Source organism: Streptomyces sp. NPDC002276 (genome assembly GCF_053891435.1).
Genome location: NZ_JBSFCQ010000035.1, coordinates 1 through 24,178, shown reverse-complemented (window position 1 = coordinate 24,178; position 24,178 = coordinate 1). Strand labels below are relative to the sequence as shown.

The window sequence follows — 24,178 nt, the reverse complement described above, 5'->3', positions numbered from 1 at the left end:
CGCGGGTGAACGCCACCGATCGCACCCCTGCCGACCTGCTGCGTTCCGCGCTCGCCGCGGATCCCGGCCGCCCCCTGGTGACCTTCTACGACGACGCCACGGGGGAACGTGTCGAATTGTCCGTGGCCACCTTCGCCAATTGGGTGGCCAAGACCGCGAATCTCCTTCAGGGGGATCTTGGCGCCGGGCCCGGCGATCGGGTCGTGTTGCTGCTGCCCGCGCACTGGCAGACGGCGGTGTGGTTGCTCGCGTGTTCGTCCGTGGGGGTCGTCGCGGACGTCGGCGGGGATCCCGCGGCGGCCGATGTGGTCGTGAGTGGGCCCGACTCCTTGGACGCGGCTCGGGCGTGCGGTGGGGAGCGGGTCGCTCTGGCCCTGCGGCCTCTCGGGGGGCGGTTTCCGCAGACTCCGGCCGGGTTCGCCGACTATGCCGTCGAGGTGCCGAGTCAGGGGGATCGGTTCGTCGCGTTCTCGCCGGTTGATCCTGAGGAGCCCGCGTTGGTCGTGGGTGGGGTGGAGTTGACGGGGGCGGGGGCTGTCGAGCGGGCTCGGGCCGATGGGGAGGTGGGGGCTCGGGTGCTGTCCGGGTTGTCGTACGACACCTGGGAGGGGCTCAGCGCGGGGTTGTATGCGCCGCTTGCCTCTGGGGGGTCTGTGGTGTTGTGCAGGAATCTCGATCAGCTGAGTGAGGAGTCCTTGGCCAAGCGGGTCGAGAGTGAGCGGGTGACTGTTTCTCGCCTCTGAAGGGGGTGGTGGGGGGGTTGATTGGCGGGTGCGGGACGGTGGGGGCTGATCGCGCAGTTCCCCGCGCCCCTAAAAAAACCTCCAGTCACCCGATTGGACCCCTACCGCCCGCCTCCGCACCCTCATCCACGCCATGGTCGTAGAAGGAGAACCGACGGCCATGAGGGGTGGAACCGCACGTGTTCGACGACACCGTAGGGCGGGTTCTCGGGCCGGGTGCGGGTGCTTCCGCTTCCGGGGCGGGGCTCGTACGGCGGCGTCGGCGGCGGTGGGTTCGTGGGGTGGCCCTGGGGGTCGGGGTGGTCGTGCTCGGGGCCTTCGGGGCCGGGTGGGCCGTCTACGCGAAGCTCGACGGGAACATCACGCCGGACGACGCCGCCGCGGCCGAGCTGGCCCGGTACGAGAAGGAGCGGCCAACCGCGCTGGTCAAGGGGGCGCAGAACATCCTGCTCATCGGGTCCGACTCGCGGTCCGGGGACGGGAACGCCGAGTACGGGCGGGACTCGGGGACCGAGCGGTCGGACACGACGATCCTGTTGCATCTGGCGGCCGACCGGCGCAGTGCCACCGCGGTGTCGTTGCCCAGGGATCTGATGGTGGATGTGCCGGGGTGTCTGCGGCCGGACGGGACGCGGACCGAGCCGATGTTCGCGATGTTCAACTACGCGTTCCAGGTGGGGGGTTCGGGGTGCACGATCCGGACCGTGGAGAAGCTGACGAACGTGCGGATCGACCATCACATGGTGGTGGACTTCCACGGGTTCAAGGACATGGTCGACGCCGTGGACGGGGTGGAGGTGTGTCTCACGGCTCCCATCCGGGACAAGGCCGCCAAGTTGAGGCTGCCGGCGGGCGAGGTCACGCTCGACGGGGAGCAGGCGCTCGGGTATGTGCGGGCGCGGAAGTCGCTCGGCAACGGCAGTGACACCGACCGGATGGACCGTCAGCAGCGGTTCCTGGGCGCGCTCGTCAACAAGGTGCGGAGCGACGATGTGCTGTTCAATCCGGCGAAGTTGTATCCGGTGCTGGACGCGGCCACCTCGTCCCTGACGACCGATCCGGATCTCGCGAGTCTGCGCGGTCTGTACGAACTGGTGCGCGGCGTACGGGACATCCCCACCGAACATGTGCAATTCCTGACCGTTCCACGGGAGTCGTACATCTACAACGCGAATCGCGACCAACTCGTGGAGCCCGAGGCCGAAAAGCTGTTCGCCCGGATTCGTATGGACGCGACGGTCGCGGTGGCCGGGGAAGTTCCAGAGGTTCCGCGGGATTCCGGTGCAAACGCCCTTATTCCGGCGGGTGGTTCGGGGGCCACGCCCGCGCCGACGTTTCGCGGGAACACCGCCGCCGAGGACGGCTGCGGGTAAAGCGCGCGCCAAGTCGACGAACTTCTGTTCCGAAAAATAGGGCGGATTGACCGGTTGTAGGGACGTGGAATTTGTCACCGTCGTCACTTGACGCTCAACTGGACGGATAGTGTGAGCGATCCGGTGTGCCGTGTGTTTGGGCGCCGGATGAACGAGACCCGAGCGCCTGAAGGGGGAAGGCGCCGCGTGGCCCCGACGGAGGATTCGGTAAACCGTGGACGCGCAAGGCCGTGGGCGGGCGGACAACATCGACCCCGCAGACCAGTGGGTAATCAATCCGAACACTGGCGAATACGAACTGCGACTGACTCCTTCCACACCGCAGTCAGCGGTGCCTGGGCCCCGTAGAGCCACTGCGCGGAACAGCACCGTGGCTCCGGAGCGGGAGGCGGTCCCGAAGAGCCCCGGGCGTGAGGTGCCCGCGCCGCGCAGACGGCGGGGCGCGCCCGAGGAGCCACCGGCCCGGCGCGGTCGCCGGCCGGTGAAGAAGAAGGCCAAGGGCAAGAAGATCCTGATGTGGACCGGCGGCGGTCTGGCCTTCGTCCTGGTCGCCGTCTCCGCGGCCGGATACCTCTACATCAAGCACCTCAACGACAACATCACGTCCGTCTCCGACGACGGCGCCAGCACCGGTGGCTTCAGCAAGGGCAAGGCCATCAACCTGCTGGTGATCGGCACCGACAAGCGCACCGGCGCGGGCAACGAGGGCTACGGCGACGCCGGCAGCGTCGGTCACGCGGACACCACGATCCTGCTGCACGTGTCCAAGGACCGCTCGAACGCGACCGCGCTCAGCATCCCCCGTGACCTGATCACCGACGTCCCGGACTGCCAGACGGCCCAGTCGGACGGCACGACCAAGGTCATCCCGGGCACGACGGGCGTCCGCTTCAACACCAGCCTCGGCCAGGACGGCCGTACGGCGAGCTGCACGGTGCGGACGGTCACCGAGCTGACCGGGATCCAGCCCGACGACTTCATGGTGGCCGACTTCAACGCCGTGAAGACGCTGACGGACGCGGTCGGCGGGGTCGAGGTCTGTCTGGCCAAGAACATCGACGACTCCGACTCGCATCTGAAGCTGTCCAAGGGCACGCACAATCTCTCGGGCGAGCAGGCGCTGGCCTTCGTGCGCACCCGGCACTCGGTCGGCTTCGGCGGTGACCTGAGCCGGATCACGCTCCAGCAGCAGTTCCTCAGCGCGCTGATGCGGAAGCTGAAGTCCAACTCCACGCTCACCAGCCCGTCGAAGATGCTGAAGCTGGCCGAGGCGGGCACCAAGGCGCTGACCGTCGACGACAACCTCGACTCCATCAGCAAGCTGAAGGACCTCGGTCTGGAGCTGGGCAAGCTCAACCCGAAGAACCTGACGTTCACGACCGTGCCGGTCGTCGACAACCCGGCGGAGAAGACCCCGGTGACGGTCGTCCTCAACAGCACGACCGCCCCGCAGGTGTTCTCCCTGATCAAGAGCGATACCTCCTTCACCGCGGTCAAGCAGCAGGCCGCGAAGGAGAAGGCCGCCGTGGCCGCCCGGCTCAAGGGCACCAAGTCCGCCGCCTCCGCGGTGCGGGTGCGGATCCTCAACGGAGGGGCCGACGCCGGCAGCGCACAGGAAACTCTTACGTGGCTACAGAATGATGAGGGCGTGCTCAAGTCCGAGAACGCGGGCAACGCTCCGGCGGCGCTCGCGAAGACGACCCTTGAGTACGCACCCGACCAGGCGGACCAGGCTCGACGGCTCGCCGCCATCATGGGCCTCTCGGGGTCCGCGATGAAGCCGGGCAAGAGTGTGCAGAACTCCCAGGGACTCCCGGCGATGACGCTGACCCTGGGCAAGGACTTCAAGGGAGCCGGCGTCCCGCTCACCTCGACCGCGGGGTCGACGCCGGAGGGGGTCCAGAAGTCCACGGCGGACAAGGTTGAGTGCGCCAAGTAAGTGACCACACGGGTCCGTTCCGCGTCTAACGGGACGCGGGGCGGACCCGTGCGTCAAGGGCGCGTCGTGGGAGGGGTGGGGACTTGACTCAGAGCAGCGTGCGTGGGGAGGGGCCGGCGGTTGAGGACACGATGTCGCTCGCGCCGGCGGACGGGAAGAGACCGTCGGACGGAAAGGGATCCGCGGACGGGAAGGGATCGGCGGACGACGACGGGGGCAGACGCAAGGGCCGTAGACGCCGGGTGCTGCGCTGGTCGGCGATCGTCCTCGCGGTGGTCATAACCGGGACGGCCGGCGCCGGATATCTCTACTACGAGCACCTCAACCGCAACATAAACAAGGACCCCCTGTTCATCGGGGACGAGAACGAGCGGGCGGCCGAGTCCAAGGCCAACGCGGCCGGGCAGAAGCCGTTGAACATCCTGCTGATCGGTTCGGACGCGCGGGACTCCGCGGAGAACCAGAAGCTCGGCGGCGCGAAGGACACCTTCGGGACCCCGGCCCGCGCCGACGTCCAGATGCTGCTGCACGTCTCCGCGGACCGCACCAACATGTCGGTCGTGAGCATGCCGCGCGACACGTTGACGGACATCCCCAAGTGCACGGACCCGGACACCGGCACGACGTACGCGGCCGAGACGGACGTCATCACGAACGACTCGCTGGGCCGCGGCGGCCCCGGCTGCACGGTGGCGACCTGGGAGAAGCTGACCGACATCCATATAGACCACTTCATGATGGTCGACTTCTCGGGTGTGGTGTCGATGGCGGACGCGATCGGCGGGGTGCCGGTCTGCGTGGACGCCAACATCTACTCGCACACCTCCTCCGGCAAGGGTTCGGGCCTGAAGCTGAAGAAGGGCACCACGTCCATCAAGGGCCAGCAGGCCCTCCAGTGGCTGCGCACGCGCTACGGCTTCGAGGACGACACCGACATCGCCCGCACCAAGGCGCAGCACCAGTACATGAACTCGATGGTCCGCCAGCTGCGCGAGAACGCCACGCTGAGCAACCCGACCGAGCTGCGCGGGCTCGCCGAGACGGCGACGAAGGCGATCACGGTCGACAACGGTCTCGGGACGGTCGCCAAGCTCTACGACCTGAGCAAGGAGCTGCGGAAGGTTCCGACCGGCCGGATCACCATGACGACGATGCCGTGGGAGTACTCGGGCAGCAGCGGCCGGGTGGTGCCCAAGTCGGCCGACGCGGAGCAGCTGTTCCGGCTGGTCCGCGAGGACATCGCGCTGGACGGCAAGGACAAGAAGAAGGCGACGACGACCCCGGTGAAGGCGTCCACCGATCCGGCCGCCGCCGACGACAAGATCGCCGTACAGGTGGAGAACGGCACCCGCACCGACACGACGGGCGCGGTCCGCGGGCGGGCGACGGCGGTGGCCGAACTCCTCGTCGGCAAGGGCTTCAAGGAGGCGGTGGCCGACTCGTCGACGGCCCCCAGCCAGGCCACGACGGTCGTCCGCTATCCGAGCGCCGACCTGGAGGGCGACGCCCAGCGGGTCGCCAAGGCGCTCGGCATCCCGACGAGCGCGGTGAAGAAGTCGACGAGTGTCTCCGGGGTCACCCTGGTGGTCGGCGCGGACTGGAGCACGGGCACGAAGTACAAGGCACCGGCCGCGGACGACACGACCCCGACGTCGGCGGACGCCCTCAACGGCTCGGACACCACGGCCTGTATGCACGTCGACCCGAACTACGTCTGGTAGCGGTCCGGGTCGTCGTTCTTCGTGGCGGTGCTCAGCTGTTGGACGGGCTGAGCACCGCGGGCCGCCGGGACGCGATGACCCTGCGCGCAAGGGACTTGGGGCTGGTGAGGAAGCCGTAGCCCCAGGACATGTGCATGGTGGCGAGGGCGAGCGGGATCTGGAGCCGCGCCTTCAGGGACAGGCCCTTGCCCGCCGGGAGGGAGCCGAGCGCGATCGCCGCGAGGTAGCCGCCGGGGATCAGGAAACCCCAGGGCGTCAGGGCGGCGCCGACCACGATCCCGGCCGCGATCGCGCACACGGCGGTCGGCGGGGCGAGGTAGCGCAGGTTGATGGAGCCCTCGTGGTAGCGGGCGACGACGTGCCGCCAACGGCCGTAGTCCTTGTACTGCTTGGCGAGCGCCTTCACGCTCGGCCTCGGGCGGTACGACACCTTCAGTTCCGGCGAGAACCAGATCAGGCCGCCGGCCTCGCGGATGCGGAAGTTCAGCTCCCAGTCCTGGGCGCGGATGAACTCCTCGTTGTAGCCGCCCTGTTGCTCCAGTGCCTCGCGCCGGAACACCCCGAGGTAGACCGTCTCGGCGGACCCGGCCGCGCCACCCGTGTGGAAGGCCGCGTTGCCCACGCCGATCTTCGAGGTCATCGCGGCGGCGACCGCGTCCTCCCAGGCGTTCTCGCCCTCGGCGTGCATGATGCCGCCGACGTTCTGCGCGCCGGTCTCCTCCAGGAGCCGTACGGCGGTGGCGATGTAGTTCGGCGAGAGCATGCCGTGGCCGTCGACGCGGACGACGATCGGATGGCGGGAGGCCTTGATCGCCGCGTTGAGGGCGGCGGGTGTGCGGCCGGCCGGGTTCGGGACGGTGTGGACGCGAGGGTCTTCACGTACGAGTTCGGCCGCGATCTCGTCCGTGCGGTCCTTCGAGGGACCGAGGGCGAGCACGACCTCCATCTCGCCGGCGTACTCCTGCGCGAGGATCGCTTGGACGGCTCCGCGCAGATGCCGCTCCTCGTCGAGGACGGGCATGATCACAGAAACGGCGGGGAGTCGCACGTCGGGCTTGGCGTTCATAGGGGGCTCACGTTACCGCGAACGGGGGACACGGACGCGCCCCGCCCGGGAGGCTGCGGTGGTATCAGATCGTATGGGCCTACGGTGCTCAAGATCCCACGTTCGGCCCTCGCGGAGGTGTCCCCCATGCCCACGCCGCCCCGCCGCTCCCCCGCCGCCCGTCCCCCGCAGCGCCGCCCACGGCCCCCCGTACGGCCCAAGAAGCCGCGCTGGGCCATGCGGGCGGCGACGACGCTGTCCGTGGTGGTGCTCGCGTCCGCCGGGATCGGGCACGCGGTGGTCACCAGCCTCGACGCGGACATCGCCCGCGTCGACCCCTTCAAGGACATGAAGAACCGGCCGCGGGCGGGCCACGGCATGAACGTCCTGCTGGTCGGCACCGACGGCCGCGACAAGATCACCGAGGCGGAGCGGCACAGGTACCACCTGGGCGGCGCGCCCTGTCACTGCACCGACACGATCATGATCGTGCACATCTCGGAGGACCGGGAGCGGGCCAGCGTGGTCAGCCTGCCGCGCGACTCCTACGCCGAGGTACCGGGCGTCGCGGGCCGTCCCGCGCACCCCATCAAGCTCAACGCGGCGTACGCGGAGGGCGGCCCCAACCTCACCGTCCAGACCGTCGAGAACATGACCCACGTGAAGATCGACCACTACATGGAGGTCGACTTCACCAGCTTCATGAAGACGGTCGACGTCCTGGGCGGAGTGAAGATCTGCACCGCCGAACCCCTGAAGGACTCGTACACGGGCCTCGACCTCCCCGCCGGCGCCCACACCCTGATGGGCGGTCAGGCCCTCCAGTACGTCCGCTCGCGGCACGTCGACGGCGCCTCCGACCTCGGCCGGATGAAACGCCAGCAGCGTTTCCTCGCCGCGCTGATCGACCAGGCCACCTCCTCCGGGGTGCTGCTGAACCCGCTGAAGTTCCGTGACGTGACCCGCGCGGTCCTCGGCTCGGTCCGCGCGGACAAGGGCTTCGGCACCGACGAACTCCTCGACCTCGGCCGCGCGATGCGCTCCTTCTCGCCCTCGTCCTCCGAGTTCACCACCGTGCCCATCGGGCAGATGGGATACGTCGTGAAGGGCATCGGCTCCACCCTGAAGTGGGACGAGCCGAAGGCGGCGAAGCTCTTCGAGGCCCTGCGCGACGACAAGCCGCTGACCGTCCACCGGGCACCGCGGGCCAACGCCGTGAAGGTGGACGTGGCCCCGCAGCAGATCCGGGTCCAGGTGGAGAACGGGACGGCGACGGCCGGACTCGGCAAGCGGGTCGACGCGGCCCTGGCGGCGACCGGCTTCCGTACGACGCATCTGCCGGTGAGCGCCGCCGACCACGCCGTACGACGGACGGTCGTCGCCTACGACCCCCGCTGGGACCGCTCCGCGAAGTCCCTCGCGGCGGCGCTGCCCGGGAGCGAACTGCGGGCGGTGAAGGGGCAGGGGCCGCTGCTGAAGGTGATCGCCGGGAGCGACTTCAAGCAGGTCACGCGGGTGCGGGCGGCGGATGTGCCGCAGGGCGGGCTCGGGGTGGTGACCGGGGACGAGGTGGGGTGCTCCTGAAAAAAGTGTGTCACTTTCGACGATTTCCGTGACACTTTTTCGGAGAGGGTCCCCTCCCCGGCACGACAGGACCCAGGTCAGTCGTCGAGGCCCTCCGCCGCCCGCTTCTCGCGCAGCTCCATGATCGCGCGGCGGCGGGACAGCCGGTGGGTGCGGCGGATCTGGGCCTCCTGGCAGCGGCGCTCGTCGCGCTCGGTCTCCGGGATCACCGGCGGTACGGCCCGGGGCCTGCCGTCGGCGTCGACGGCGGCGAACACCAGATACGCCGAGCCGACCTGGGTGGCCGGGGTCGACTCGTTCCACCGCTCGGCCAGGACCCGCACGCCGACCTCCATCGAGGTCCGGCCGGTCCAGTTGACCTGCGCCTTCACATGGACGAGGTCGCCGACCCTGACCGGTTCCAGGAACGCCATCTCGTCCATCGACGCGGTGACGGCCGGTCCGCCGCTGTGCCGCCCGGCGACCGCGCCCGCCGCGTCGTCGACCAGCTTCATGATCACACCGCCGTGCACGGTCCCCAGCAGGTTCGTGTCGGCGTTGGTCATGATGTGGCTGAGGGTGGTGCGGGAGGCGGACGTCGGCTTCCCCGGCAGATCTGTCATGGTCATCACCCTATGCCGAGTGGACATCTGCGGACTTTGTGTTGGCTTCGCAACAGCAGTGCCCTGATTTTCCTACGACCCTTGTATCGGGCATGGTCGCTACCTGCACACTGGGCCCCATGAACGATTGGCCCGAGGGATGGTCCGGCGGCAACCGCGGCGACGAGTACGGACGCGGTGGCGCGAACGCACAGCCGGAGAGCGCACGCGTGATGCGCCAGGTACGACGCGGCCCGCAGGCCCCGCCGTACGGCGCCGGAGTCCCGCCGCAGCCGTCGTACACGGGCGGTCAGGGCTATGACGAGGGCCAGCAGGGCTACGGCCAGGGCGGCTACGACAACGGGTACGACAGCGGCTACAACACCGGCCAGGTCTACGGCGGCGGTGGCCCCGGCGGACCCGAGGGCCCCGACGACGGGCGCGGTCCGCGACGGGCGCCGAACTGGCGCCGCCGTATCAAGTGGACCGCGATCACCGTGGTCACCGTGCTGGTCGCGACCACCGTCGGCACCTACTTCTGGGCCGACTCCAAGCTGAACCGCGATGTCGACCTGTCGAAGGTGATCGACCGGCCGGCGGGCGGCGACGGCACGAACTACCTGATCGTCGGGTCGGACAGCCGCGAGGGCCTGACCGCCGCCGAGAAGAAGAAGCTGCACACCGGCTCCGCCGCGGGCAAGCGCACGGACTCGATGATGATCCTGCACGTCGGCGACAGCGGCGACACGCTGATCTCGCTGCCGCGCGACTCGAACGTCACGATCCCGTCGTACGTGGGCTCCTCTTCCGGCAAGACGTACAAGAACACGGGACGGCAGGAGAAGCTCAACGCCGCCTACGCGGAGGACGGCCCGACGCTGCTGGTCCGCACGATCGAGTACAACATGGGCCTGCACATCGACCACTACGTCGAGATCGGCTTCAACGGCTTCGCGGACATCGTGGACGCGGTCGGCGGGGTCACCATCGACATCGACAAGGGCTTCAAGGACTCGTACTCGGGCGCCGACTTCAAGGCGGGCAAGCAGACCCTGAACGGCGAGGAGGCGCTGGCCTTCGTCCGGACCCGGCACGCGTTCGCCGCCTCCGACCTCCAGCGCACGAAGAACCAGCAGAAGTTCCTGTCGGCCCTGGCCCACCAGGTGGCGACCCCGGGCACCCTCCTGAACCCCTTCAAGCTCTACCCGACGCTCGGCGCAGGCCTCGACTCCCTCTCCGTCGACAAGGACATGTCGCTCTGGGACCTGGCGTCCATGTTCTGGGCGATGAAGGGCGTCAGCGGCGGCGACGGCACCTCGATGAACATGCCGATCTCCGGCTCGACGGGCGGCAACCTCCTCTGGGACAAGGCGAAGGTCAAGACCCTGGTGAACGAGCTGAACAACGACCAGAAGGTCACGGTCTCCGGCAACTGACGAAGAAGGGGGCCCTTGCCGGACATCGGACAAGGGCCCCCTTTCTCATGCGCCGCTACGGCAGGTTGCGCGCCATCACGATCCGCTGGACCTGATTCGTACCTTCATAAATCTGCGTGATCTTCGCGTCACGCATCATGCGCTCGACCGGGTAGTCACGGGTGTAGCCGTAGCCGCCGAGGAGCTGGACCGCGTCGACGGTGACCTCCATCGCCACGTCCGAGGCGAAGCACTTGGCCGCCGCGCCCTGGAACGTGAGGTTCTTGTCGCCGCGCTCCGAGGCGGCAGCCGCCTGGTAGGTCAGGGCGCGGGCCGCCTCGATCTTCATGGCCATGTCGGCGAGCATGAACTGGATGCCCTGGAAGTCGGCGATCGGCTTGCCGAACTGCTTGCGCTCCTTGACGTAGCCCTTGGCGTAGTCGAGGGCGCCCTGGGCGATGCCGAGGGCCTGGGCCGCGATGGTGATGCGGGTGTGGTCCAGGGTCTTCATCGCGGTGGCGAAGCCGGTGCCCTCGGGGCCGATCATGCGGTCGGCGGGGATGCGGACGTTGTCGAGGTAGACCTCGCGGGTCGGGGAGCCCTTGATGCCGAGCTTCTTCTCCGGGGCGCCGAAGGAGACGCCCTCGTCGGACTTCTCGACCACGAACGCGCTGATGCCCTTGGAGCGCTTCTCGGGGTCCGTCACCGCCATCACCGTGTAGTACTCGGAGACGCCCGCGTTGGTGATCCAGCGCTTCACGCCGTTCAGGATGTAGTGGTCGCCGTCGCGGACCGCCTTCGTCTTCATGCCGGCCGCGTCCGAGCCCGCGTCCGGCTCGGAGAGGGCGTACGAGAACATCGCGTCGCCCTTGGCGAGCGGGGTCATGTACCGCTTCTTCAGGTCCTCGGAGCCGGAGAGGATCACCGGGAGCGAGCCCAGCTTGTTCACCGCCGGGATGAGGGAGGAGGACGCGCACACGCGGGCCACCTCCTCGATCACGATGACCGTGGCCAGGGCGTCCGCGCCGGTGCCGCCGTACTCCTCGGGCACGTGGACGGCGTGCAGGTCGTTCGCGACGAGGGCGTCGAGCGCCTCCTGCGGGAAGCGGGACTCCTCGTCCACCGCTGCGGCGTACGGCGCGATCTTCGCCTCGGCCAGTGAGCGGATCGCGTCGCGGAGCATGTCGTGCTCCTCTGACGGGCGGTACAGGTCGAAGTCAGCCGATCCGGCCAAGGTCTCTCACGCTCCAAGGACGCTGTGATCACAGTGCTAATTACCGTTAAGTAACCCAAATTTTAGGGGCCCGCCCACGGGAGGGATACGTGAGCTTGGCGACAGGGGGAAAGTTGCCCGTCAGGACCGCCGACTATGCTCGGGCGCGCATCGCCCGCGTACACCTTCTGGAGCATTCATGGCCCTCAAGATCACCGTGATCGGCACCGGCTATCTCGGCGCCACGCACGCCGCGGCCATGGCCGAGCTGGGCTTCGAGGTGCTGGGTCTGGACGTCGTGCCCGAGAAGATCGCGATGCTCCAGCGGGGTGAGGTCCCGATGTACGAACCGGGGCTTGAGGAGCTGCTGCGCAAGCACGTCGCCGGGATCGAGGGATCGAGCGGGCGGCTGCGTTTCACCATGGACTGGGCGGAGGTCGCCGCGTTCGGCGATGTCCACTTCGTGTGTGTGAACACCCCGCAGAAGCACGGCGAGTACGCCTGCGACATGAGTTACGTCGATGCCGCCGTCGCCTCGCTCGCGCCGCATCTCACCGGCCCCGCGCTCGTCGTCGGCAAGTCCACCGTGCCGGTCGGCTCGGCGGACCGGCTGGCCGCCTACCTCGCCGAGCACGCGCCCGCCGGCACGGACGCCGAGCTGGCCTGGAACCCGGAGTTCCTGCGGGAGGGCTTCGCCGTCGAGGACACCCTGCGCCCGGACCGGATCGTGGTCGGCGTGCGCGGCGAACGGGCCGAGAAGCTGCTGCGCGAGGTGTACGCGGTGCCCGTCGGGGCCGGGGCGCCGTTCGTGGTGACCGACTTCCCGACCGCCGAGCTGGTGAAGACGGCCGCGAACTCCTTCCTCGCCACCAAGATCTCCTTCATCAACGCGATGGCCGAGGTCTGCGAGGCCGCCGACGGCGATGTCGTGAAGCTGGCCGAGGCGATCGGGCACGACGAGCGGATCGGGAAGAAGTTCCTGCGGGCCGGGATCGGCTTCGGCGGCGGCTGTCTGCCCAAGGACATCCGGGCGTTCATGGCGCGCGCCGGTGAACTGGGGGCCGACCAGGCCCTGACCTTCCTGCGCGAGATCGACTCCATCAACATGCGGCGGCGCGGCCAGATGGTGGAGATGACCCGCGAGGCGCTCGGCGGCGGGTCCTTCCTGGGCAAGCGGGTCGCCGTGCTCGGCGCGACCTTCAAGCCCGACTCGGACGACGTCCGCGACTCCCCCGCACTGAACGTCGCCGGCCAGATCCACCTCCAGGGCGGCCAGGTCACGGTCTACGACCCCAAGGGCATGGACAACGCGCTACGGCTGTTCCCGACGCTCGGCTACGCCGACACCGCCGTGGAGGCCGTACGGGGCGCCGATGTCGTCCTGCACCTGACGGAGTGGCGGGAGTTCCGGGAGCTGGACCCGGCGGCGCTCGGCGAGGCCGTACGCGCCCGGGTGGTCCTGGACGGGCGCAACGCGCTCGACCCGCAGCTGTGGCGGAAGGCCGGCTGGACGTTCCGCGCGATGGGCCGTCCCACCGCGTAGGACGGCGAGAGCGCGGGCGACACCGGTCCGGCCGAGGCTCAGTCGGCCGGACCGGTGTCTGGCTGCATTCTGCACCACTGGGCTGTACTCGGCGCCCGGACCGCTCAAGTCACCCCCGGCGAGGGCTACTTGGCCCGGTAACGCCGCATCTTCGCGCGCGCCCCGCACACCGCCATCGAACACCAGCGGCCCCGGCCCGCCGGGCTGCGGTCGTAGTACGCCCAGTGGCAGGTCGGTGCCTCGCAGGCCTTGAGGCGGGACCAGGTGCCCGCGACGAGGGACCGGGCGATCGCCGCCGCGACGCGCGAGAGCAGGGGTTCCGGGTCGGCGGGGGCGAGCCGGGCGGAGCCGTCACGGTCGTCGAGCGCGATCAACAGCGGTGCGCGCGCGAGGAGTTCGCCGAGCGGGGTCACGTCCTGGTGCGCGGGGTGGCCCGCGTGGGCGAGCAGGGCGGCGCGCAGGGACTCGCGGAGTTCACGTGCCGTCTCCGTGTCACGCGCGGTGAGTCCGAAGGGGGCCCGGCCGTCCTCCGTGTCGAGTGCGTCGGTGCCCGCCTCGATGTCCAGCGTGTTCACCAGCGCCTCGATCAGGGCCAGGTCGCCGGGCGCGGGAACTCTCTCACTCATGCTTGCGACGTTACCTCCAATACGGGAGCATGAGGTAACCGTTACTGGCTGACGCCCCATACAGGTAACCGAAGGAGTCCGTCATGGCCATCGCCAAGCTGGGTACCGTCGTCCTGGACTGTCCCGACCCGCACGCACTCGCCACGTTCTACGCCGACGTCCTGGGCGGCACCGTCGAAGCGGAGGACGGCGGCGACTGGGTCGACCTGAACGTGCCCGGCGGCCAGACACTGGCGTTCCAGGAGGCACCGGGCCACGTACCGCCGAAGTGGCCCGCGCCCGGCGACTCCCAGCAGTTCCACCTGGACCTGACCGTGGAGGACCTGGACGCGGCCGAGAAGGACGTCCTGGCACTGGGCGCGACACCGCTGGACACCGACGACCGCTCGCGCGCCTGGCGGGTGTACGCCGACCCGGCGGGGCACCCGTTCTGCCTCTGCGCCTGCTGACCCAGGAGGTCATCGTGACTGCCGTATGTTTCCGTTCCACCGTGATCGACTGCCCGGACCCGCTCGCGCTCGCGGGCTTCTACGCCGGCGTCCTCGGCGGCACGCCCCGCGCCACCGACGACGAGTGGGTCGTCCTCGACATCCCGGACGGCCCGCGGATCGCCTTCCAGCGGGTGACGGAGTACGTCGCACCCGAGTGGCCGCGCGCGGACCGGCCGCAGCAGTTCCACCTCGACTTCGACGCCGGGTCGACGTGGGAGTCGGTCGACGCGGCGGAGACCGCCGTACTGACGCTCGGGGCGCGGCTGTTGCGGAAGGTGGACGAGGAGGACTTCCGGGTCTACGCCGATCCGGCGGGGCACCCCTTCTGCCTCTGCCGGATCGACCACTGACCGTAGGGCTACCCGTCCAGCTCGGCGATCTTCGCCGTCGACGGCTCGCGGCGCTGCTGGGCGGCGCGGGCCGTGAAGTCGGCGCTGCGCAGGGCGCGTTGGACGTTGCCCCAGCTGAGCAGCGCGAGGTCGGGCTCGGACCAGCCGCGGTGCAGGAGTTCGGCGAAGAGGTGCGGGTAGCAGGAGGCGTCGGCGAGGTCCTGCGGGTGGGCGGTGCCGGCGTCGTAGGTGCCGGACAGGGCGACGGACTCCGGGCCCGCGACCCGGCGGACGTGGTCGAGGTGGTCGGCGACGTCCCGGACGGACGGGCCGGTCTGCTCGGCGGTGAGCGGCACCATGCACAGCCCCTTGGCGGCGCCGACCGCGGCGAGCAGTTCGTCGGGGAGGTTGGCCGGGTGGGGGCGCAGGGTGCGGGCGGCGGAACGGGTGAACAGCACCGGCGCCTTCGAGGCCGCGAGCGCGCGCCGGATCGTCTCCTCGGAGGCGCCGGAGAGGTCGGCGAGCACCCCGAGCCGGTTCATCTCGCGGACGACCTCCTCGCCGAACCGCGTCAGCCCCGCCTCGCTCGCCCAGGACACCCCGGACAGCGTGAGCACCCGCAGCCCCAGCGCGTGCAGCGACCGCAGGATGCCCAGCGAGTCGCCGAGCGCGGGCGCTCCGGCGGGGCCCAGCAGCACGGCGACCCGGCCGCAGTTGCGCACGTCGGTGGTCTGCCCCGCGGTGTACGCCAGCCGGAGCCCCTCCGGGTGGGCGCGGACCACGGTGTTCACGAGATCGAGCTGCTCCAGGGTCGCGCCGACCGCCCGGTCCCCGGCCAGTCCCTCGGGCAGGTGCAGCGACCAGAACAGCGCGCCGACATGCCCCTCCCGCAGCCGCGGCACATCGGTGTCCACGGAACTCTCCCCCAGCTCCAGGTCGAACCACGGCAGATGCCGCAGCGCCCACGGCAGCCCGCTGTAGCCGTCGGCGACCGGGTGCGCGGCGAGGATGGCCCGCGCGCGCTCCAGCGGGGCGGCGGCCGGGTCGGAGACGGGGTCGTACGGCTCCGGGGTGTCCGGCGGGAACGGCCCGGCGGGAAAGGGCTCGTGGACCAAGTCGTCGAACTCGCCGACCTCGGTCGTCGCGTGCAGTTGGTCCTGGAGGTCGGCCATGGCGGGCTCCGTACGTCGTTACGGCAGTACGGTCACCGTCGCACGCCGACGAGGGGGCTTCCTGGTGGGCGGGGCGTTCGGGGTACGGCGCGGAAGTGGGCACTCCCGCGCCGTACCGGCCGCCCGTTCCTCAGCCGTCCAGCGACTCGATCGTCGCGTTCGACGGCCCCCGCGTCGCCTGAAGATCCCGCGCCACGTCCTCCGCCGCGCCCAGCACCCGTACCGCGTTCTGCCAGGTCAGCTTGGCCAGGTCGGTCCTGGACCAGCCGCGGTCCAGCAGCTCGGCGATCAGGTTCGGGTAGCCGGAGACGTCGTTCAGCCCGTCGGGGGTGAAGGCCGTCCCGTCGTAGTCGCCGCCGATGCCGAGGTGGTCGACGCCCGCGACCTCGCGCATGTGGTCGAGGTGGTCGGCGACCGTGGCGACGGTGGCGACCGGACGCGGGTGGAGCTCCTCGAACGCGCGGTGCACCTTCATCGCCTCGGCGGTGGTCTCCAGGTGGTGCAGCCCGTGCGCCCGCATGTTGTCGTCGGCGGCGGCCGTCCAGTCGACAGCCGCCTGGAGCACGAACTTCGGCACGAACGTCACCATCGCCATACCGCCGTTGCCGGGCAGCCGCTCCAGCACGTCGTCCGGGATGTTGCGCGGATGATCACAGACGGCTCGCGCCGACGAGTGCGAGAAGATCACCGGCGCGCTCGTCGCGTCCAGCGCGTCGCGCATGGTCGTAGCGGCCACGTGCGAGAGGTCGACGAGCATCCCCTCGCGGTTCATCTCCCGCACGACCTCCCGGCCGAACGCCGACAGTCCGCCGACCCCCACCTCGTCCGTCGCCGAGTCCGCCCACGCCACGTTGTCGTTGTGGGTGAGCGTCATGTAGCGCACCCCGAGGGCGTACAACCCCCGCAGCGTGCCGAGGGAGTCGGCGATCGAGTGCCCGCCCTCCGCGCCCATGAGCGAGGCGATACGACCCTCCGCGCGTGCCGCTTCCATGTCCGCGGCGGTCAGCGCGGACACCAGGTCCCGCGGATACCGGGCCAGCAACTGCCGTACGCAGTCGATCTGTTCCAGCGTCATCGGCACCGGATCGGGCAGATCCGACTGCACGTACACCGACCAGTACTGCGCCCCGACCCCGCCCTCGCGCAGCCGCGGGAGGTCGGTGTGCAGATGCGCGTTCTGGTGTACGGCGATGTCGCGGGCGTCGAGGTCGTAGCCGACCTGCTTGCGCAGCGCCCAGGGCAGGTCGTTGTGCCCGTCGACGACAGGGAACTCGCGCAGCAGCTCCCGGGCTTGGTCCAGTGACGTCGCCCCAGTCATCCCGGTCGTCCCGGTCGTCCCCGTCATCCCGGTCACTTCCCGAAGCCGAAGCCGCTGCCGCCGCTCCCGCTGTCGACCTTGGCGCGCAGCCGCTTGCCCTTCTCGGTGGCCTGGTCGTTCAGGTCCTGCTGGAACTCCCGCATCCGGACGAGGAGTTCCTCGTCGTGGGTGGCCAGGATGCGGGCCGCGAGCAGCCCCGCGTTGCGCGCGCCGGCGACCGAGACGGTGGCGACGGGAACACCGGCCGGCATCTGCACGATGGACAGCAGCGAGTCCATGCCGTCCAGGTACTTCAGCGGCACGGGGACGCCGATCACCGGCAGCGGGGTCACCGAGGCGAGCATGCCCGGGAGGTGGGCGGCGCCGCCCGCGCCCGCGATGATCACCTTGATCCCGCGGCCGTCGGCCTGCTCGCCGTAGGTGATCATCTCGCGCGGCATGCGGTGCGCGGAGAGGACATCGACCTCGTACCCGATCTCGAACTCGTCGAGGGCCTTCGCGGCGGCCTCCATGACGGGCCAGTCGGAGTCCGACCCCATGACGATTCCTACGACGGGTCCTGTGACGGAGCTCATTCGGTGATCGTGCCTCTCAGATAGCCGGCTGCGTGGCGCGCGCGGTCCAGGACGTCGGCCAGGTCGGTGCCGTAGGTGTTGACGTGGCCCACCTTGCGGCCGGGCTTCACGTCCTTGCCGTACATGTGGATCTTCAGCTGGGGGTCGCGGGCCATGCAGTGCAGGTACGCGGAGTACATGTCCGGGTAGTCGCCGCCCAGGACGTTGCACATGACGGTCCAGGGGGCGCGGGCACGTGGATCGCCCAGCGGGAGGTCGAGGACCGCGCGGACGTGGTTGGCGAACTGGCTGGTGACCGCGCCGTCCTGGGTCCAGTGACCGGAGTTGTGCGGGCGCATGGCGAGTTCGTTGACGAGGATGCGGCCGTCGGCGGTCTGGAACAGCTCGACGGCGAGGTGGCCGACGACTCCGAGTTCCTTGGCGATGCGCAGGGCCATCGCCTCGGCCTCCAGCGCGAGGGACTCGTCGAGGTCGGGGGCGGGTGCGATGACGGTGTCGCAGACGCCGTTGACCTGCTGGGACTCCACGACCGGGTAGGCGACGGCCTGGCCGTGCGGGGAGCGGACGACGTTCGCCGCCAGCTCCCGCACGAAGTCGACCTTCTCCTCCGCGAGCACGGGGACCCCGGCCCGGAAGGGCTCGGCGGCCTCCTCCGGGCCGTCGACGACCCACACGCCCTTGCCGTCGTAGCCGCCGCGCACGGTCTTGAGGACGACCGGGAAACCGTCCCCCTCCGCCGCGAAGGCGACCACGTCGGCCGGATCGGCGACGATCCGGTGCCGCGGGCACGGCACACCGATCGCGACGAGCTTCGCGCGCATCACGCCCTTGTCCTGGGCGTGCACGAGCGCGTCCGGACCCGGGCGCACGGGGATGCCGTCCGCCTCCAGGGCGCGCAGATGCTCGGTGGGTACGTGTTCGTGATCGAAGGTGATCACATCGCAGCCCCGCGCGAAGTCACGCAGCGTGTCGAGGTCGCGGTAGTCGCCGATGACGACATCGCCGACGACCTGCGCCGCGGAATCCTGAGGGGTGTCACTGAGGAGCTTGAATCTGATGCCGAGCGGGATGCCCGCCTCGTGTGTCATACGAGCGAGCTGCCCCCCGCCGACCATGCCGACTACCGGGAACGTCACTCCCCCAGGGTATCGGTCACGCCGCGGCGCCCGATTTCCGTACCTCTTGCCGTACCTCTTACCGTTCTTTTCCGGGTCTCTTCCCGACCTGTGAGCCGCTTCACGGGCGGCGGAGGAATGCGATGGTTAGCATGGCTGGGTCGACGAATCCGCGATGACATCCGAGATGACAGGGGCCTGCACACCCATGGAACGTGGTTCCGAAGGGCCTTTCAAACGGCTCGCGCGCGAGGTCGCCAAGTTCGGCGCGGTGGGCGTGGTGGGCACCGTGGTGAACTTCGCGGTCTCCAACCTGCTGTGGCACCTGACCAGCCTCCAGGCCGTGCGCGCCAATGTGATCGCGACGGTCGTCGCCATCGGGTGCAACTACATCGGCTTCCGCTACTTCACCTACCGTGACCGCGACAAGAGCGCCCGCACCAAGGAACTCACCCTGTTCCTGGCGTTCAGCCTGGTCGGCCTGGTGATCGAGAACGGCGTCCTGTTCGCGGCGATCTACGGCTTCGGCTGGGACAGCTCGCTACAGCGCAACGTCTTCAAGGTGCTCGGCATCGGCATCGCCACGCTGTTCCGCTTCTGGTCGTACCGCACCTGGGTGTTCAAGGCGCTGCCCGCCGAGGAACCGGTCGTGGAGACCGACGCTTTCCCTAAGCCGTCGCAGCCGCTGCCCCGCCCCAAGCAGCACGTGAGCTGAACAACCATCCCGCCCGTCGCCGCTCTCAGCGGACCGTGGGCTCCTCGTCCTCCACGGGCAGCCGCTTCGTCGGCGGCGTACGCGAGAGGAACAGCCCGAACACCGGCGGCTGAAGCTGCAACATCTCCAGCCGGCCGCCGTCCGCCTCCGCGAGATCCCGGGCCACGGCCAGACCGATCCCCGTGGAGTTACGGCCGCTGATCGTCCGCTCGAAGATCCGCGCACCGAGATCGGTCGGAACCCCCGGACCCTCGTCCGTGACCTCCACGACGGCCTGGTTGCCGGTGACACGGGTGCGCAGGGCGACCGTGCCCCCACCATGCATGAGCGAGTTCTCGATCAACGCGGCCAGCACCTGGGCTACGGCCCCCGGAGTGCCGACGGCCTGCAAATGCCGCTTGCCGGAGCTGACGATCGCGCGGCCGGAGCTGCGGTAGGCGGGCCGCCACTCGGCGAGCTGCTGCTGGATGACCTCGTCGAGGTCGAAGGAGACGGCGGAGCCGGTACGGGGGTCGCGCGCGTTGGTCAGCAGCCGCTCCACGACGTCGGTGAGCCGCTCGACCTGCGTGAGCGCGATCGTCGCCTCCTCCTTCACCGTGTCCGGGTCGTCCGTGAGGGTGATCTCCTCCAGCCGCATGGACAGCGCGGTCAACGGCGTACGCAGCTGGTGCGAGGCGTCGGCGGCGAGCCTGCGCTCGGCGGTGAGCATGCGGGCGATGCGCTCGGCGGAGGAGTCCAGGACATCGGCGACCCGGTCCAGTTCGGGAACGCTGTAGCGCTTGTGCCGAGGCCGCGGGTCACCTGATCCCAGCCGCTCGGCGGTCTCCGCGAGGTCGGTGAGCGGCGAGGCGAGCCGGTTGGCCTGCCGTACCGCGAGCAGTACGGCGGCCACCACGGCGAGCAGCGCCACGGCACCGATGATGAGCAATGTCCGCCCGACCTCGCGGGTCACGGTCGAGCGCGGCTCCATCACGGTGACCGTCTCGCCCTCCTCGCCCTTGGCGGTGGAGCGGATGACGTCGCCGGTCGGCTTGGTGCCGACCTCGATCACCGGGTCGCCCGGGATGCGGATCACGGCGTAGCGATCCTCCGTGACCTGGGTGCGCAGCACCTCCGAGTCGACGATCTCCGCGCCGAGGATCCGGCTGTCCACGATGCTCGCGAGCCTCAGCGCCTCGGAATCCACCCGTTCCTGGGCGCTGTTGCTGATCGTGCGCGTCTCGACGATGACAAGGGACACACCGAACACGGCGATGACCACGAGCACCACGGCGAGCGTGGACTGGATGAGCCGACGACGCACGGGGTGCTAGCTCTTCTCGAACCGGAACCCGACACCCCGCACCGTGGCGATGTACCGGGGGTTGGCCGCGTCGTCGCCGAGCTTCTTGCGCAGCCAGGAGATGTGCATGTCGAGGGTCTTGGTGGACGACCACCAGGTCGTGTCCCAGACCTCGCGCATCAACTGGTCCCGGGTCACCACCCGCCCGGCGTCCCGCACAAGAACGCGCAGCAGGTCGAACTCCTTGGCGGTGAGCTGGAGTTCCTCGTCGCCCATCCACGCGCGGTGCGACTCGACGTCGATCCGGACGCCGTGCGTGGCGGGCGGCTGCGCGGGCTCGGCGGCACCGCGCCGCAGCAGGGCCCGGACACGGGCGAGCAGTTCGGCGAGCCGGAAGGGTTTGGTCACGTAGTCGTCGGCGCCCGCGTCGAGGCCTACGACGGTGTCCACCTCGTCGGCGCGCGCGGTCAGGATGAGGATGGGGACGGTGTGGCCCTCGGCGCGCAGTCGGCGGGCCACTTCCAGGCCGTCCATGCCGGGCAGGCCCAGGTCCAGGACACACAGGTCGATGCCGCCCTGGATGCCGGCATCGAGGGCTGTAGGTCCGTCCTCGCGCACCTCGACCTCGTAACCTTCCCGTCGCAAAGCGCGGGCCAGCGGCTCCGAGATGGACGCGTCGTCCTCGGCGAGCAGTACACGGGTCATGAGGTGATGGTAGTCCGCCTCGGACAGCGGTCGGGGTGTGATCGCCACGAGTGATTCTTACCTTGGGGCAAGACGGGTGCGCTCCGGTGAAGAATGTGGTCGGAACCTGTGCCTGTGGGGTGCCATCCTGATATCCGCCTTCGAATCGGCGCCCGCGGTTCCACTTCTCCCTGTGATCCGCGTCTCAAGTCCTTCCATATCCGGCAGTGTCCTGCCGTATGGTGACCTGACCGCCCGTAGTGACACTGGGGACCTTTGGCGAGCATTTACTGCTGAAGGTCTTTTTTGTGTGCGGCCCCCGGCCGACAAGGCCCGACCAGCAAGGATCGACCATGGCGTCCAGCCTGACGAAGGACTCGGTGACTCCGGGCACCCCCGGTTCCGAGAAGACCTTCTTCGGCCACCCCCGCGGACTGGCCACGCTCTTCATGACCGAGATGTGGGAACGCTTCTCCTACTACGGCATGAGGGCCCTGCTCCCCCTGTACCTGGTCGCCCCCGGCGGCCTCCACCTGAGTGCGGCCACCGCTACCGCGATCTACTCGGTGTACCTGTCCCTCGTGTACCTGCTCGCCCTGCCCGGCGGCTGGTTCGCGGACCGCGTCCTCGGCCCCCGCAGGACCGTCGCGGTCGCCGGCGTGATCATCATGCTCGGCCACCTCACGCTCGCGCTCCCCTCCTCGGGCACGTTCTTCGCGGGCCTCGGCCTGGTCGCGATCGGCTCGGGTCTCCTCAAGGCCAACATCTCCACGATGGTCGGCCACCTCTACGAGGGCCCCGACGACCCGCGCCGCGACGGCGGTTTCACCCTCTTCTACATCGGCATCAACGTCGGCGCGTTCGCCGCACCACTGGTCATCGGCACCGTCGGCGAGAACGTCAACTGGCACCTCGGCTTCGCGCTCGCCGCGGTCGGCATGGCGCTGGGCCTCGCCCAGTACCTGCTCGGCACCCGCCACCTCAGCTCCCGCTCGGACGTCGTCCCCACGCCGCTGTCCGCCGAGGAGAAGGCGGCCACGCTCCGCAAGTCGGGCCTCTGGGCCGCCGTAGCGATCGTCTTCTACGCGGTCGTCGGCATCTCCGGCCACTACACGCTGAACTGGCTGCTGGTCCCGATCACCGTCGCCGGCCTGGTCATCCCGGTGCTCGTCATCGCCCGCATCAAGCGCGACAAGACCCTCGACCGCGCCGACCAGTCGAAGATGTCCGCGTACATCTGGTTCTTCGTCGCCGCGGCCGTGTTCTGGATGATCTACGACCAGGGCGGCTCGACGGTGTCCCTGTTCGCCGACTCCTCCGCGAAGAACACCGTCTTCGGCTGGGACTTCCCGGTCTCCTGGTACCAGTCGGTCAACCCCGTCCTCATCATGGCCCTCGCCCCCGTCTTCGCCTGGGCCTGGCTGGCCCTGGCCCGCCGCGGCAAGGAGCCGAGCACGGCGACGAAGTTCGCGATGGGCCTGATCCTGATCGGCGCGTCCTTCTTCCTCTTCCTGGCCCCGCTCGCGATCGCCGACGGCGGTCACAAGGCGGCGGCGATGTGGCTCGTCGCGATCTACTTCGTCCAGACCGTCGGCGAGTTGACCCTCTCCCCCGTCGGCCTGTCGGTCACCACGAAGATGGCTCCGGCCAAGTACGCCTCCCAGATGATGGGCGTCTGGTTCCTCGCGGTCACGGCGGGCGACGCGACGACGGGTCTGCTGTCGATCGCCGGAGTGGACCTGAACAAGACGGGCATTGTCGCGTTGCAGGCTGTTCTCGCGGTGCTCGCGGGTGCGGCGGTGTGGATGTACCGGAAGAAGGTGCGGGAGCTTATGGGGGATGTGCACTGACACCGGAGTTCGTGCCGGCGGAGTTTTGATGGTGCTGGTTGGCCACTCGCTTCTTGTCAGTGTCGGGCCGGAACGGACCAAGTAAAGGGCGCTCCCTACGGTCGCGTCGGCTTCGCCGATTCCGCTGCGCTCCACCCTTGACTAGGTCCGCTCCAGCCCGTCTTAGAAGCGAGCGAGCGGCCCGGAGGAATGGGGGGCCCGGGTATGTCAGCCCTTCACGTGGGCTGCGTACGTACCCGGCGGAGAGGATGCGCGTCCGCGCCTCGCCAGCACGCCGCGTCGGCTTAGCGGCCAACCCTGAGTTGGACAGACCCGAGGAACAAGGTCGCGGGGGGCTGATTTCACCTACGAGAACTGGCTCGGCTTTCGCACGAGTTCTGACCCCGTCTGACGGCCCGGACGGGGCCGATCGGGAGTGGGCATTGGCCCCGCCCCGGAAGAGGCTGGCTTGGTCGGTGGGTGGGTGGGTGGCGCCAGGACTCGCTGGGATCAACCCCATGAACGGTGATGGGGCTAGGTCGTGTCCGCAAAGTCCCGTCGTCCGCCCGGAGAGCGGGCTCCACGGCCTCCGGTACGTGCTCTGGGGATCCCCCCCCCCGGCCGAAGGCTGGGCGAGTGCGTGCCGGGCATCGCGGAGTTGGGGGGGGGCACCCCCTCTGGGGGAGGGACTTTGCGGACACGACCCCTAGCACTCGTACGTAGGTAGGCCGCCCGGTGAGGCCGATGGGCTGGTGGGCTGGTGGGGTCGGGAGCCGGGAGCCGGTTCCGAAACCAGAGAAGCCTCCCGGCCTGGGGGGGGTGGGGGTGGGTCTGAAAAGTGTGTCAGTTTCCGTCCGAAGTGACACACTTTTTCAGACAGATCGG

General features: G+C 69.5%; 21 protein-coding genes. 11 read left to right on the top strand and 10 right to left on the bottom strand.

The genetic code is table 11. The annotated features are described in order from the left end of the window. The first annotated feature begins 5 nt into the window (after positions 1-5). From ACWIHT_RS45305 to ACWIHT_RS45290, 4 genes are all read left to right on the top strand, one after another. Positions 6-743, top strand: a complete 738-nt coding sequence (locus ACWIHT_RS45305; protein WP_456174520.1) for a TIGR03089 family protein — start codon at positions 6-8, stop codon at positions 741-743. 179 nt (positions 744-922) lie between these two features. Further along, a complete protein-coding gene (locus ACWIHT_RS45300) occupies positions 923-2,116 on the top strand; it encodes an LCP family protein (protein WP_456174519.1) in 1,194 nt (397 codons plus the stop codon). 214 nt (positions 2,117-2,330) lie between these two features. Next, on the top strand, positions 2,331-4,055 hold the full coding sequence (locus ACWIHT_RS45295) for an LCP family glycopolymer transferase (protein ID WP_456174518.1): 1,725 nt from the start codon (positions 2,331-2,333) through the stop codon (positions 4,053-4,055). A 131-nt stretch (positions 4,056-4,186) separates the two neighbouring features. Then, complete coding sequence (locus tag ACWIHT_RS45290; RefSeq protein WP_456174517.1) at positions 4,187-5,776, top strand: LCP family protein; 1,590 nt, start codon at positions 4,187-4,189, stop codon at positions 5,774-5,776. A 31-nt stretch (positions 5,777-5,807) separates the two neighbouring features. On the opposite strand, the gene ACWIHT_RS45285 is transcribed toward ACWIHT_RS45290, so the two are convergent. Next, on the bottom strand, positions 5,808-6,842 hold the full coding sequence (locus ACWIHT_RS45285) for a glycosyltransferase family 2 protein (protein WP_456174516.1): 1,035 nt from the start codon (positions 6,840-6,842) through the stop codon (positions 5,808-5,810). Between the two features lie 126 nt (positions 6,843-6,968). Between ACWIHT_RS45285 and ACWIHT_RS45280 the strand changes: the two genes are divergently transcribed. Then, positions 6,969-8,405 (top strand): LCP family protein, encoded by a 1,437-nt coding sequence (locus tag ACWIHT_RS45280; RefSeq protein WP_456174515.1) that lies wholly within the window; start codon positions 6,969-6,971, stop codon positions 8,403-8,405. 77 nt (positions 8,406-8,482) lie between these two features. On the opposite strand, the gene ACWIHT_RS45275 is transcribed toward ACWIHT_RS45280, so the two are convergent. After that, positions 8,483-9,034: an acyl-CoA thioesterase gene (locus tag ACWIHT_RS45275; protein WP_200716180.1), complete on the bottom strand. Its 552-nt coding sequence runs from the start codon at positions 9,032-9,034 to the stop codon at positions 8,483-8,485. 92 nt (positions 9,035-9,126) lie between these two features. Here ACWIHT_RS45275 and ACWIHT_RS45270 point away from each other — a divergent pair, with 92 nt between their 5' ends. Continuing rightward, a complete protein-coding gene (locus ACWIHT_RS45270) occupies positions 9,127-10,422 on the top strand; it encodes an LCP family protein (protein WP_456174514.1) in 1,296 nt (431 codons plus the stop codon). Positions 10,423-10,477: 55 nt separating this feature from the next. Here ACWIHT_RS45270 and ACWIHT_RS45265 read toward each other — a convergent pair whose 3' ends face one another. Next, entirely contained in the window at positions 10,478-11,635 is a 1,158-nt protein-coding gene (locus ACWIHT_RS45265; protein WP_399118920.1) for an acyl-CoA dehydrogenase, read from the bottom strand. Positions 11,636-11,813: 178 nt separating this feature from the next. Between ACWIHT_RS45265 and ACWIHT_RS45260 the strand changes: the two genes are divergently transcribed. Further along, positions 11,814-13,157, top strand: a complete 1,344-nt coding sequence (locus ACWIHT_RS45260; RefSeq protein ID WP_456174513.1) for a UDP-glucose dehydrogenase family protein — start codon at positions 11,814-11,816, stop codon at positions 13,155-13,157. A gap of 125 nt (positions 13,158-13,282) precedes the next feature. Here the strand turns inward: ACWIHT_RS45260 and ACWIHT_RS45255 are convergent, their stop codons facing one another. Continuing rightward, positions 13,283-13,783, bottom strand: a complete 501-nt coding sequence (locus ACWIHT_RS45255) for a CGNR zinc finger domain-containing protein (protein WP_456174512.1) — start codon at positions 13,781-13,783, stop codon at positions 13,283-13,285. 83 nt (positions 13,784-13,866) lie between these two features. On the opposite strand from ACWIHT_RS45255, the gene ACWIHT_RS45250 reads away from it, so the two are divergent. Continuing rightward, positions 13,867-14,232 (top strand): VOC family protein, encoded by a 366-nt coding sequence (locus tag ACWIHT_RS45250; RefSeq protein WP_456174511.1) that lies wholly within the window; start codon positions 13,867-13,869, stop codon positions 14,230-14,232. A 14-nt stretch (positions 14,233-14,246) separates the two neighbouring features. Next, complete coding sequence (locus ACWIHT_RS45245) at positions 14,247-14,624, top strand: VOC family protein (RefSeq protein ID WP_456174510.1); 378 nt, start codon at positions 14,247-14,249, stop codon at positions 14,622-14,624. Positions 14,625-14,632: 8 nt separating this feature from the next. On the opposite strand, the gene ACWIHT_RS45240 is transcribed toward ACWIHT_RS45245, so the two are convergent. The 4 genes from ACWIHT_RS45240 to ACWIHT_RS45225 form a co-directional block, all read right to left on the bottom strand. Continuing rightward, the gene (locus ACWIHT_RS45240; RefSeq protein ID WP_456174509.1) at positions 14,633-15,775 is read right to left on the bottom strand and encodes a dipeptidase; all 1,143 of its coding nucleotides are present in this window, start codon (positions 15,773-15,775) and stop codon (positions 14,633-14,635) included. A 130-nt stretch (positions 15,776-15,905) separates the two neighbouring features. Further along, positions 15,906-17,093 (bottom strand): dipeptidase, encoded by a 1,188-nt coding sequence (locus tag ACWIHT_RS45235; protein ID WP_456174508.1) that lies wholly within the window; start codon positions 17,091-17,093, stop codon positions 15,906-15,908. Positions 17,094-17,125: 32 nt separating this feature from the next. Next, complete coding sequence (gene purE / locus ACWIHT_RS45230) at positions 17,126-17,668, bottom strand: 5-(carboxyamino)imidazole ribonucleotide mutase (protein ID WP_456174507.1); 543 nt, start codon at positions 17,666-17,668, stop codon at positions 17,126-17,128. Then, on the bottom strand, positions 17,665-18,804 hold the full coding sequence (locus ACWIHT_RS45225) for a 5-(carboxyamino)imidazole ribonucleotide synthase (RefSeq protein WP_456174506.1): 1,140 nt from the start codon (positions 18,802-18,804) through the stop codon (positions 17,665-17,667). The genes purE and ACWIHT_RS45225 overlap by 4 nt, the downstream gene beginning before the upstream one ends. A 187-nt stretch (positions 18,805-18,991) precedes the next feature. On the opposite strand from ACWIHT_RS45225, the gene ACWIHT_RS45220 reads away from it, so the two are divergent. Continuing rightward, positions 18,992-19,498, top strand: coding sequence for a GtrA family protein (locus ACWIHT_RS45220; protein ID WP_456174505.1), 507 nt, complete (start codon positions 18,992-18,994; stop codon positions 19,496-19,498). A gap of 25 nt (positions 19,499-19,523) precedes the next feature. Here ACWIHT_RS45220 and ACWIHT_RS45215 read toward each other — a convergent pair whose 3' ends face one another. Both ACWIHT_RS45215 and ACWIHT_RS45210 read right to left on the bottom strand, forming a co-directional pair. After that, on the bottom strand, positions 19,524-20,801 hold the full coding sequence (locus ACWIHT_RS45215) for an ATP-binding protein (protein WP_456174504.1): 1,278 nt from the start codon (positions 20,799-20,801) through the stop codon (positions 19,524-19,526). A 6-nt stretch (positions 20,802-20,807) separates the two neighbouring features. Further along, a complete protein-coding gene (locus ACWIHT_RS45210; protein WP_174447603.1) occupies positions 20,808-21,485 on the bottom strand; it encodes a response regulator transcription factor in 678 nt (225 codons plus the stop codon). 332 nt (positions 21,486-21,817) lie between these two features. Here ACWIHT_RS45210 and ACWIHT_RS45205 point away from each other — a divergent pair, with 332 nt between their 5' ends. Further along, complete coding sequence (locus tag ACWIHT_RS45205; protein WP_456174503.1) at positions 21,818-23,314, top strand: oligopeptide:H+ symporter; 1,497 nt, start codon at positions 21,818-21,820, stop codon at positions 23,312-23,314. Positions 23,315-24,178 lie beyond the last annotated feature (864 nt).

Bases quoted from the DNA above. Each gene is read 5' to 3' on its own strand.
- purE (WP_456174507.1), bottom strand. From the start codon at position 17,668: ATGAGCTCCGTCACAGGACCCGTCGTAGGAATCGTCATGGGGTCGGAC.
- ACWIHT_RS45260 (WP_456174513.1), top strand. From the start codon at position 11,814: ATGGCCCTCAAGATCACCGTGATCGGCACCGGCTATCTCGGCGCCACG.
- ACWIHT_RS45235 (WP_456174508.1), bottom strand. From the start codon at position 17,093: ATGACTGGGGCGACGTCACTGGACCAAGCCCGGGAGCTGCTGCGCGAG.
- ACWIHT_RS45205 (WP_456174503.1), top strand. From the start codon at position 21,818: ATGGCGTCCAGCCTGACGAAGGACTCGGTGACTCCGGGCACCCCCGGT.
- ACWIHT_RS45240 (WP_456174509.1), bottom strand. From the start codon at position 15,775: ATGGCCGACCTCCAGGACCAACTGCACGCGACGACCGAGGTCGGCGAG.
- ACWIHT_RS45275 (WP_200716180.1), bottom strand. From the start codon at position 9,034: ATGTCCACTCGGCATAGGGTGATGACCATGACAGATCTGCCGGGGAAG.
- ACWIHT_RS45250 (WP_456174511.1), top strand. From the start codon at position 13,867: ATGGCCATCGCCAAGCTGGGTACCGTCGTCCTGGACTGTCCCGACCCG.
- ACWIHT_RS45280 (WP_456174515.1), top strand. From the start codon at position 6,969: ATGCCCACGCCGCCCCGCCGCTCCCCCGCCGCCCGTCCCCCGCAGCGC.
- ACWIHT_RS45210 (WP_174447603.1), bottom strand. From the start codon at position 21,485: ATGACCCGTGTACTGCTCGCCGAGGACGACGCGTCCATCTCGGAGCCG.
- ACWIHT_RS45290 (WP_456174517.1), top strand. From the start codon at position 4,187: ATGTCGCTCGCGCCGGCGGACGGGAAGAGACCGTCGGACGGAAAGGGA.
- ACWIHT_RS45255 (WP_456174512.1), bottom strand. From the start codon at position 13,783: ATGAGTGAGAGAGTTCCCGCGCCCGGCGACCTGGCCCTGATCGAGGCG.
- ACWIHT_RS45270 (WP_456174514.1), top strand. From the start codon at position 9,127: ATGAACGATTGGCCCGAGGGATGGTCCGGCGGCAACCGCGGCGACGAG.
- ACWIHT_RS45285 (WP_456174516.1), bottom strand. From the start codon at position 6,842: ATGAACGCCAAGCCCGACGTGCGACTCCCCGCCGTTTCTGTGATCATG.
- ACWIHT_RS45220 (WP_456174505.1), top strand. From the start codon at position 18,992: ATGGAACGTGGTTCCGAAGGGCCTTTCAAACGGCTCGCGCGCGAGGTC.